The following is an 8,415-nucleotide window of genomic DNA, read 5'->3' on the forward strand; positions in this document are numbered from 1 at the left end:
GGCGCCGGCGGCCCGGGAGATCTGGGAGGGCATCCTCGGCCTGCGGGAGCGGCGATGATCGCGGTGGGCGGGCGGCGGCGGATCGTGTGGGCGCCGTCGCTGGGCGCCTCCGACCGGGTGCTGACGGTGCTGGCGGTGGCGCTGTCGGCCGCCGGGCTGCTGCTGGTGTGGTCGGCCACCCGGATGACGGGCGACCACGCGCTGCTGGTGCGCCAGGCCGTCGCCGTCGCGGGCGGGCTCGTGCTCATGTGGCTGGTCTCGCGGGTGGACCTGCGGGTGCTGCGGGCGTACGTGCCTGCGGCGTACGTGCTGGCGGTGCTGGCGCTGGCCGCGGTCCTCAGCCCGCTGGGCGTGCGGGTGAACGGCGCCCACTCGTGGATCGTGCTCGCGCCGGGGGTGCGGTTCCAGCCGTCGGAGCTCGCCAAGGTGACGCTGGCGCTGGCGTTCGCGGTGCCGCTGGGCGAGCTGCGCGACGGCCGGCGCCGGCCCGGGTTCGGCGGGGTGGTGCTCGCCCTGGCGCTGGCCGCGGTCCCGATCGGGCTCATCGCGCTGCAGCCGGACGTGGGGACGATGCTGGTGTTCGCGGCCATGGTGGCGGGCGCGCTGCTGGTGTCCGGGGCGCCTAAACGGTGGCTGCTGGTGCTGGCCGCGGGCGCGGCGGGGGCGGGCGCGACGGCCTGGCAGCTCGGGCTCGTCCGGCCGTACCAGCTGGAACGGCTGCTCGTGCTGGCGAACCCGGCGGCCGACCCGGGCGGTGCCGGCTACAACGCCGCCCAGGCGCGCATCGCGATCGGCTCCGGCGGCCTGTACGGCAAGGGCTTGTTCAACGGTGAGCAGACGGCCGGGCACTTCGTTCCCGAGCGGCACACCGACTTCGTCTTCACCGTCGCGGGCGAGGAGCTCGGATTCGCCGGGGCCGCGGCCATCGTGCTCGCCCTGTGCGCGCTGCTGTGGCGCGGCCTGTCCATCGCCCGCGACAGCGCCTCGCCGTACGGTGCGGTGCTGGCGGGCGCGCTGGTGTCGTGGATCGGGTTCCAGGCGTTCGTGAACGTCGGCATGACCGTGGGCCTGACGCCGATCGTGGGCGTGCCGCTGCCGTTCGTGTCGTACGGCGGCTCGGCCACGGTCGCCGGCCTGGTGGCCGTGGGGCTGCTACAGGCGGTTCACCGGACCAAGCCCATGCAGCCGTAGCAGGTTCTCGCCGAGGATCTTCCGTTTGGCCTGGTCGGTGAGTTGCGGGTAGCCGTACCCGTCGCACAGATCCTGCGGGATCTCAAAGTCCCTGAACGCGCGCAGCGCCCACCTCGTCCCACACGACCTCGACCTCCGCCTCGCGGACGCCGGGCTGCTCCTCGATACGGTCGCGCACCTCCGTGAGCACCCGGGCGGCGAACGGGCACCAGCCCGAGGTGAGCAGCAGCTCCACCCGGGCCCGGCCGTCGTCCACCTCGACCGATCTGACCAGGCCCATCTCCACCACGGAGATGCCCTTCTCCCTGCAGCACGGGTCGTAGACCCCCGACAGCGCGTCACTGGCCCACTGCGGTATGTCCGGCATGGCCTCATCGTCGGACGGGTGTGCCTTCCGGGGTAGGCGTGCGATTTTCAGATGGCGCACATGCTGAAGGGATGACCGGTGAACCCCCCAGCGATCTGATCCGCAGCGTCTCCCGCGCGCTCCGTGTGCTGGAGGAGGTCGCGCGGGCCGACCGGCCGCTGCCGGTCAAGGTCATCGCCCGCCGTTGCGGCCTGAACCTGTCCACCTCCTACCACCTGGTGCGCACGTTGTGTTACGAGGGCTACCTGCATCGGCGGCCCGAGGGCGACTACCTGCTCGGCTCGCAGGTGGCCGAGCGCTTCCACGAGATGGTGCGGGCCTTCGAACGGCCGCCGCGCGTCCGGGCGGTGCTGGGCCACCTGGCCGCCGTGACCGGGCACACCGCGTACCTGGCGCGGCTGGCCGACGGGCGGCTGGTCGTGATGGAGGTGGCGGAGGGGCCGTGCTCGCCATGGCTGGAGGACCTGCAGGCGGGCCTGGAGACGGCGCCGCACGCCACGGCGCTGGGCAAGGCGCTGCTGCTGGCGCTGCCGCCCCGGGCGCGCCGGGGCGTCCTGCGCGGGTACGGCCTGCGCCGCTTCACCCCCGCGACGCCCGCCGGCGTGGAGGACGTCGAGGAGGAGCTGGCCGGGCTGCGGCCGGGGCAGGTGGTGGAGGAACACGGGCAGTTCCGGCCGGACGTGGCCTGCGCCGGCGCGGTGGTGCCCGGCACGCAGGGGGCGATCGGCCTGTCGGCCCGCGGCCTGCGCGTCCCGCGCACGGCCTCCACGCGGCTGGCCGAGGCCGTGCGGGATCTGGCGTGCGCGTAAAGGTGTTGCCCCGTGGTGCGGGTCTTCGCCACGGTGATCTCCATGAACGTGCCCCTCCGCCAGATCCGCGCCCTCCACACCGAGGAGACGATCACGGTCTACCAGGCGTACGACGCCGGGATCGCCGGGCCCGCCCTCGCGGCCCAGCGCTTCGTGCCGCCGTTCAAGCGGGACCGGATGACGTGGATCAAGCCGTCGTTCCTCTGGATGATGTACCGGTGCGGGTACGCGACCAAGCCGGGCCAGGAGCGGGTGCTGGCGATCGAGCTGACCCGCGAGGGGTTCGCGTGGGCGCTGGCGAACGCCTGCCTCAGCCGGGACGACGGGCGGCCCGGATGGGCGCGGCGGCTCAAGCGCAGCCCGGTCCGGATCCAGTGGGATCCCGAGCGGGGGTTGCGGCACGAGGCGCTGCCGTACCGGTCGATCCAGATCGGGTTGTCCGGCGAGGCGGTGCGGCGTTACGCCGAGGAGTGGACGGCCTCGATCACCGACGTCACGGACCGGGTCCGCGAGCTGCGGGAGGCGCTCGGGCGCCGCGCCGACGTGAGCGGGCTGCTGCCGGTCGAGCGGCCGTATCCTGTGCCTGCCGACCTCATCGAGACGATCGGGGCGAGTCCGGGATGAGGGTGATCCTCTTCGGGGCGACCGGGGTGATCGGGCGCGGGGTGCTTCGCGAGTGCCTGCTCGACGACCGGGTCACCAGCGTGCTCGCGGCCGGCCGCGTTCCCGAGGGGGTCGTCCATCCCAAGCTCCTTCTCACCGGCGAGCCGGCCGGATACGACGCGTGTTTCTGCTGCGCTCCCGGCGAGGCTCTGCCTGCCGCCCGTACGCTGGCGCCCGGTTCCACGTTCGTGTACGTGCGGGGCGCCGGGGAGACGGACGCGACGCAGGACGCGGTCCTGGCGCTGCCGCTGGAGGCGTACGTGTTCCGGCCCGGTCGTGTCCCGTCGGGCAGGCCGCCCTTCCGGCTGGCCTACGTGGTGACCCGGCCGCTGTTTCCGCTGCTGCGCCGGTGGTCGGGCGCGCAGGCGACCACGCCGGAGCGGATCGGCCGGGCGATGATCGCGGTCGCCGAGCGCGGCGCGCCCCGCCGCGTCCTCGGCCCCGCCGACATCAACGCACTCGCCGCGGGCTCCTGACCCGGGCCGGCGCCAACGGGACGGCCAGCAGGGCCGCCCCCGCCGCCAGGCCCCACACCGCGTGCCACGAGGTGAGCTCCAGGACCACCGGAACGAGCAGCGACGTGGCGAAGCCCGCGCCGAAGAGCGCCGTGCCCAGCAGGCCCAGGGCGCTGCCGGCCCGCCCCGTGCCCGCCATCGCGGCGATCTCCGTGTACGCGACGCCGTGCCAGGAGTTGGCCAGCAGGCCGCCGACCGCCAGGGCGCAGGCCGTCACCAGGATGGGGGCGTCGGCGAGCACGGCGGCCGCCGCCATCGCGACGCCGCTGAGCGCGCCGATGCCGCGCACGTGGGCTCGGCGGTCTCCGCCGCGGTCGGTGCGCCGTCCGGTCCAGATGCGGGCGGCGCCGCCGCCGATCTGGGCGATCAGGACCGTGGCGGCGGCCAGCCCTGAGCCCTGTCCCTTGGCGTCGTGCAGGAAGATCGCGGTGAAGGAGAGGACGGCGAACTGCGGCACGGTCAGCAACGCCCCGGCCACCGCCAGTCGCCATACGTCCCACCGCAGAAGCGGCGACCGCTCCTTCACCGGCCGGCCACCGGTCCCAGAGGCGTCCGCCGAACGCCCCGCGCCGTACGCCTCCGTCTTCGCCACGGGGTGCGGTCCGCCGTGGGGGTCCGGCTTTGAAGGTGACGGGGGTTCGTGGAGCCAGCGCCAGGTGGCCGCGGCGGACAGGAGGCAGAGGGCGGCGGGGACCGCGTAGGCGGCGCGGAAGCCGTACGTGCCGGCGAGCCAGGGCAGCAGGGCCACGCCCACCGCGCCGCCGGGGTCCTCACCACGCCGCCCGAGGCGGACGACGACGACCTCGCCCTCGCCCTGACGCTGCGCGAGGCGGTCTACCGGCTGGCGTCCGCGGCCCGCACGAGGGCGCCGTACGCGGAGGAGGACCGGCGGGTGCTCAACGCGGCGGCCGGGCACCCGCCGGTGAGCGTGCTGCTCGGCGAGCACGGCGTGGTACGCGACGGCGGCCTGCGCGCGGCGCTGTCCAGCGTCGCCCGCGCGGCGGTCGAACTCCTCGGCGGCCCGCAGACGGCGCTGATCCGCGAGTGCGAGGCCGCTCCCTGCACGCGGCTCTACGTCGACGCCTCCCACCGGCGGACGCGCCGCTGGTGCGACATGCGCGGATGCGGCAACCGGGCGAAGGCCCGCGTTCGCGAGAGCTGACGGCGGCACCCGGCGCCGGTCGCGCGGGCGGCCGCGGCGATCCGTGAGGGCAGGCGCTAGTCCGCCCCGCGACCGGCTCAGGAGCGACGGGCCCGCGTCCGCGAGGGCCCGGCCAGGCTGGGCGGCAGAGCGGTTCGGCGCCCCAGGGCTCGCGGTGGCGGGGGATGCCGGATGATTGGAATATCTCGCGAGGGCACGACGCTCTAGAGGTCAAACATTCAATAGTCATGGATGGTGACTAAATTGCAGTTCGGGATCTTCAGTGTGGGCGACGTCACCCCTGACCCCACCACCGGCAGGACGCCGACCGAGCACGAGCGCATCAAGGCGATGGTGGCGATCGCACTCAAGGCCGAGGAGGTCGGGCTCGACGTCTTCGCGACCGGCGAGCACCACAACCCGCCCTTCGTCCCGTCCTCGCCCACCACCATGCTCGGGTACATCGCGGCCAGGACCGAGCGCCTCGTGCTCACCACCGGCACGACCCTCATCACCACGAACGACCCGGTGAAGATCGCCGAGGACTTCGCGATGCTGCAGCACCTGGCCGACGGCCGGGTCGATCTCATGCTCGGCCGCGGCAACACCGGCCCGGTCTATCCGTGGTTCGGGCAGGACATCAGGCAGGGCATCCCGCTGGCCGTCGAGAACTACGCGCTGCTGCACCGGCTGTGGCGTGAGGACGTCGTCGACTGGGAGGGCCGCTTCCGCACGCCGCTGCAGGGCTTCACCTCGACGCCGCGCCCGCTCGACGGGGTGCCGCCGTTCGTCTGGCACGGCTCGATCCGCAGCCCCGAGATCGCCGAGCAGGCCGCCTACTACGGCGACGGCTTCTTCGCCAACAACATCTTCTGGCCGAAGGAGCACTTCATGCGCCTGATCGGCCTCTACCGCCAGAGGTACGCCCACTACGGACACGGCACGCCCGAGCAGGCCATCGTGGGGCTGGGCGGGCAGGTGTTCATGCGCAAGAACTCCCAGGACGCCGTGCGCGAGTTCCGCCCGTACTTCGACAACGCCCCCGTGTACGGGCACGGGCCGTCGCTGGAGGACTTCATGGCCGAGACGCCCCTCACCGTGGGCAGCCCCCAGCAGGTCATCGACCGTACGCTGGAGTTCCGCGAGTACTTCGGCGACTACCAGCGCCAGCTGTTCCTCATGGACCACGCCGGCCTGCCGCTGAAGACGGTGCTGGAGCAGCTCGACATCCTCGGCGAGGAGGTCGTGCCCGTGCTGCGCGCGGAGTTCGCCAAGGACCGCCCCGACAGCGTGCCCGACGCCCCCAGGCACGCCTCGCTGCTCGCCGCCAAGGACAAGTCCGCGGCCGTCGGCGCCTGAACCGCCGTACGTCCCCTCGAAAGGAGAGATTTCCCCATGAAGCTCGTCGTCGTCACGGCGGGTCTGACCCAGCCGTCCTCCAGCCGCCTGCTCGCCGACCGCCTGGCCGAGGCGGTCGCGCGGCGGCTGGAGGAGACGCCGGGAACGCCCCCCGAGGTCCGGGTGATCGAGCTGCGCGAGCTCGCGGTGGACGTCGCGAACAACTTCGTGACCGGTTTCGCCAACGCCCGGCTGCGCGAGGCGCTCGAGGCGGTGACGGAGGCCGACGGGCTCATCGCGGTCACACCGATCTTCAGCGGCTCCTACAGCGGCCTGTTCAAGTCGTTCTTCGACGTGCTCGACAACACCGCGCTGACCGGCACGCCGGTGCTCGTCGGCGCGACCGGGGGCACCGCCCGGCACTCGCTGGCGCTGGAGCACGCGGTGCGGCCGCTGTTCACGTACCTGCGGGCCGTGGTCGTGCCGACCGCGGTCTACGCGGCCTCGGAGGACTGGGGCGGCGGCCACGACGCGTTCACCGACGGGCTGGGCGAGCGCATCGCCCGCGCGGCGGAGGAGCTGGCCGGGCTGCTGCTGCACCGGGCGCCCCGGCGGGAGCCGGAGGAGGACGCGGTCGTCCCGTTCGAGGAGCAGCTCGCCGCGCTGCGCCCGCCGCGGTAGGGGGTTCCTCCCCGGCTCCGCAGCGCGCCGGGGAGGAGGTACGGCGGCGGCCTGCGGGCCGCCACACGCCTGTGACGCGTGGCGTCAGGGTTTGACGGAGACCACGTCGTACGTCGTGTCGGGCGTCGGGGTCGTCGTGAAGCGGGCGTTCGGCAGGTAGAGACGGTGGCCGTAGGAGGCGACCGTCGTCGGCACGTCGAACCGGTCGTCGGTGATCCGCCTGACGACCTCCCCGGAGGAGGCGTCGCGGGACAGGCCGATCACGGCGATCGTGTTCAGCCGGTTGAGCACGGCGTACAACGTGCGGCCGGACAGCAGCAGGCCGTCGCCGTTGGTCAGCGCCTCACCGCCGAGGTCGACCTCGGCGGTGACGCCGGAGGACGGGTTCACCTCGAACAACTTGCCGGTGTTCGACTGCACGATCAGCAGCGACCTGCCGTCGGGGCTGGGGGCGATGCCGTTGGCGTTGTTGCCGGTCGTGTACTGAATGTCGCCGCTGAGCGGGATGTTCACCGCCTCGTCCGGCAGCGCGCCGCCACGCCCGAGGTCGAGCTTGTACAGGACCGGGTTGGCCGAGTCGGTGAAGTACGCCGCGCCGCCGAAGAGGATGACGTCGTTGACGAACGACGTCCCGGTGGCCAGCTCGTACGACTTGAGCACCTTCCCGGTGCGCACGTCCACCACGCGGGCGTCGCCGCCGGTGCCGCCGGCCACGAACAGCCGGCCGCGCCCGTCGGTCTTCATCCCGAGCGAGGGCGTGCCGGGGCCCTGGCTGATGACGGATCCCTTGCCGGTGCGCAGGTCGGCGCGGAAGATGTCGCCGTCCACGCGGGAGCCGAAGTAGGCGTACGGCCCTGGGCCGATGGCGATGCCCTCCGGCTGGAACCCGTCGGGCAGCGGGAACGTGCCTGGCCTCGTGGCCGCCTGCGCCGGCAGGCCGGCGAGCGTGACCATGAGCACGGCGCTGAGTGCGGTCTTCAGGATCGCGGATCTCATGCGGACCACGATGCAGAAGCCGCCGGTCCCGGCAAAGGCCCAGAACCGCCTTCACAGGGATCTTTCAGCAACGATCCGACACGCCACCGGGGACGAATCGGGGAAAACCGCTTGTGGGCCCCTGCCTGCGTCGTTACTTTGGCCCGAATGCGGAGGCCCCTGTTATCCCTGATGACCGTCGCGCTGGTCCTGCCGGCCTGCAGCGCACCCGAGTCGCCCCCCGCGCCACCCGTCACGAAGCAGCCCGCCACGAAACAGCAGCCCGCCACGAAGCGACCGCAGGCGGCGACCGCCGCGCCCGGGCGGGTGGACCTGAGCGCGTACGACGCGGGCCGGTCCCGGCCGGTCGCCGACCCGCTCTACCCGGCCTACGGCGACCCGTCGATCGACGTGCTCCACTACGACCTGGCGCTGGCGTGGAAACCCGGTGCGCGCACGTTGTCCGGCACGGCCACGTTGACGCTGCGGGCCGCCCGGCCGATCTCCCGCGTCCGTCTCGACTTCGGCCGGGCGCTCAAGGTGGACGCCGTCAAGGTGAACGACGTCACGATCGAGGCGACCAGGAAGGGTGACGACCTGACCGTCCCGCTGCCCGAGGCGCTGGAGGCGGACGAGGGCGCGGTGGTGACCGTGCGCTACCACGGCCGGCCGAAGCCGGTGGACGCCGAGCAGCGGCGCGAGGACATCTCCATGCTGGGCTTCCACGTCGGCGAG

At 73.3% G+C, this 8,415-nt stretch carries 10 protein-coding genes and 1 pseudogene; 8 read left to right on the forward strand and 3 right to left on the reverse strand.

Going from position 1 to position 8,415, the window contains the following annotated elements:
- The first annotated feature begins 21 nt into the window (after nucleotides 1-21).
- Nucleotides 22-1,191, forward strand: a complete 1,170-nt coding sequence (gene rodA, locus E1286_RS43700; RefSeq protein WP_425464796.1) for a rod shape-determining protein RodA — start codon at nucleotides 22-24, stop codon at nucleotides 1,189-1,191.
- 82 nt (nucleotides 1,192-1,273) lie between these two features.
- Here rodA and E1286_RS43705 read toward each other — a convergent pair whose 3' ends face one another.
- On the reverse strand, nucleotides 1,274-1,558 hold the full coding sequence (locus E1286_RS43705) for a metal-sulfur cluster assembly factor (protein ID WP_132622767.1): 285 nt from the start codon (nucleotides 1,556-1,558) through the stop codon (nucleotides 1,274-1,276).
- A 71-nt stretch (nucleotides 1,559-1,629) separates the two neighbouring features.
- Between E1286_RS43705 and E1286_RS43710 the strand changes: the two genes are divergently transcribed.
- The 3 genes from E1286_RS43710 to E1286_RS43720 are packed head-to-tail and all read left to right on the forward strand — an operon-like array spanning nucleotide 1,630 to nucleotide 3,506.
- Nucleotides 1,630-2,367, forward strand: coding sequence for an IclR family transcriptional regulator (locus tag E1286_RS43710; protein ID WP_132622769.1), 738 nt, complete (start codon nucleotides 1,630-1,632; stop codon nucleotides 2,365-2,367).
- Nucleotides 2,368-2,379: 12 nt separating this feature from the next.
- A complete protein-coding gene (locus E1286_RS43715) occupies nucleotides 2,380-2,991 on the forward strand; it encodes a DUF4291 domain-containing protein (RefSeq protein ID WP_342776327.1) in 612 nt (203 codons plus the stop codon).
- Nucleotides 2,988-3,506: a Rossmann-fold NAD(P)-binding domain-containing protein gene (locus E1286_RS43720; protein WP_132622771.1), complete on the forward strand. Its 519-nt coding sequence runs from the start codon at nucleotides 2,988-2,990 to the stop codon at nucleotides 3,504-3,506. The genes E1286_RS43715 and E1286_RS43720 overlap by 4 nt, the downstream gene beginning before the upstream one ends.
- Here the strand turns inward: E1286_RS43720 and E1286_RS43725 are convergent.
- On the reverse strand, nucleotides 3,481-4,299 hold the full coding sequence (locus tag E1286_RS43725) for an MFS transporter (RefSeq protein WP_165970187.1): 819 nt from the start codon (nucleotides 4,297-4,299) through the stop codon (nucleotides 3,481-3,483). The two genes, E1286_RS43720 and E1286_RS43725, sit on opposite strands and share 26 nt — an antisense overlap.
- Here E1286_RS43725 and E1286_RS50965 point away from each other — a divergent pair.
- From E1286_RS50965 to E1286_RS43740, 3 genes are all read left to right on the forward strand, one after another.
- A complete protein-coding gene (locus E1286_RS50965) occupies nucleotides 4,186-4,707 on the forward strand; it encodes a CGNR zinc finger domain-containing protein (RefSeq protein WP_246075666.1) in 522 nt (173 codons plus the stop codon). The two genes, E1286_RS43725 and E1286_RS50965, sit on opposite strands and share 114 nt — an antisense overlap.
- Before the next feature lie 243 nt (nucleotides 4,708-4,950).
- Nucleotides 4,951-6,045, forward strand: a complete 1,095-nt coding sequence (locus E1286_RS43735; RefSeq protein WP_132622783.1) for an LLM class flavin-dependent oxidoreductase — start codon at nucleotides 4,951-4,953, stop codon at nucleotides 6,043-6,045.
- Nucleotides 6,046-6,081: 36 nt separating this feature from the next.
- Entirely contained in the window at nucleotides 6,082-6,705 is a 624-nt protein-coding gene (locus E1286_RS43740; protein WP_132622777.1) for an FMN reductase, read from the forward strand.
- An 84-nt stretch (nucleotides 6,706-6,789) separates the two neighbouring features.
- Here the strand turns inward: E1286_RS43740 and E1286_RS43745 are convergent, their stop codons facing one another.
- Nucleotides 6,790-7,701 carry an NHL repeat-containing protein gene (locus tag E1286_RS43745; RefSeq protein WP_187368314.1) on the reverse strand — a complete coding sequence of 304 codons (912 nt, stop codon included), beginning with the start codon at nucleotides 7,699-7,701 and terminating at the stop codon, nucleotides 6,790-6,792.
- 171 nt (nucleotides 7,702-7,872) lie between these two features.
- On the opposite strand from E1286_RS43745, the pseudogene E1286_RS43750 reads away from it, so the two are divergent.
- Nucleotides 7,873-8,415: pseudogene (locus E1286_RS43750) on the forward strand (hypothetical protein); the annotation flags it as partial.

Origin of the sequence: Nonomuraea terrae (assembly GCF_004348995.1) — a bacterium.
Lineage (GTDB): Bacteria > Actinomycetota > Actinomycetes > Streptosporangiales > Streptosporangiaceae > Nonomuraea > Nonomuraea terrae.

Bases quoted from the DNA above. Each gene is read 5' to 3' on its own strand.
- E1286_RS43740 (WP_132622777.1), top strand. From the start codon at position 6,082: ATGAAGCTCGTCGTCGTCACGGCGGGTCTGACCCAGCCGTCCTCCAGC.
- E1286_RS43745 (WP_187368314.1), bottom strand. From the start codon at position 7,701: ATGAGATCCGCGATCCTGAAGACCGCACTCAGCGCCGTGCTCATGGTC.
- E1286_RS43720 (WP_132622771.1), top strand. From the start codon at position 2,988: ATGAGGGTGATCCTCTTCGGGGCGACCGGGGTGATCGGGCGCGGGGTG.
- E1286_RS43705 (WP_132622767.1), bottom strand. From the start codon at position 1,558: ATGCCGGACATACCGCAGTGGGCCAGTGACGCGCTGTCGGGGGTCTAC.
- E1286_RS43710 (WP_132622769.1), top strand. From the start codon at position 1,630: ATGACCGGTGAACCCCCCAGCGATCTGATCCGCAGCGTCTCCCGCGCG.